This window comes from Streptomyces sp. SID12501, from assembly GCF_010550245.1.
Lineage (GTDB): Bacteria > Actinomycetota > Actinomycetes > Streptomycetales > Streptomycetaceae > Streptomyces.
Genome location: NZ_JAAGLU010000203.1, coordinates 1 through 694, shown reverse-complemented (window position 1 = coordinate 694; position 694 = coordinate 1). Strand labels below are relative to the sequence as shown.

Genomic DNA, 694 nt, shown 5'->3' with positions numbered 1-694 from the left:
CATCGCCGACGTCTGCTCGCTGCCCATCGACGAGGCGCGCGACTTCATCGACGGCCTCGAGCTCGGCGAGCGCGAGCGCGCGATCGCCGCGCAGGTCGTCAAGGAGATCCAGGCGCGGCTCGGCTTCCTGCTCGACGTCGGCCTCGACTACCTGTCGCTCATGCGCCCCGCCGGCACGCTCTCGGGCGGCGAGGCGCAGCGGATCCGGCTCGCGACGCAGATCGGCTCGGGCCTCGTCGGCGTGCTGTACGTGCTCGACGAGCCGTCCATCGGGCTGCACCAGCGCGACAACCGCCGCCTCATCGAGACGCTCACGCGGCTGCGCGACCTCGGCAACACGCTCATCGTCGTCGAGCACGACGAGGACACCATCCGCACCGCCGACTGGATCGTCGACATCGGCCCCGGCGCGGGCGAGCACGGCGGTCGCGTCGTGCACTCGGGCGACCTCGAGGGCCTGCTCGCGTCGCAGGAGTCCGTCACGGGCGCCTACCTCTCGGGGCGGCGCTCGATCCCCATGCCCGCGACGCGGCGCCCCGTGGACCGCTCGCGGCAGGTCACGGTGGTCGGCGCACGCGAGAACAACCTGCGCGGCATCGACGTGTCGTTCCCGCTCGGCGTGCTCACGGCCGTCACCGGGGTGTCGGGCTCGGGCAAGTCGACGCTCGTGAACTCGATCCTCTACACGGTCATG

General features: G+C 72.2%; 1 pseudogene. It reads left to right on the top strand.

The features are described from left to right. Nucleotides 1–694 (top strand): annotated as a pseudogene (locus tag G3I71_RS45250) (excinuclease ABC subunit A); the annotation flags it as partial.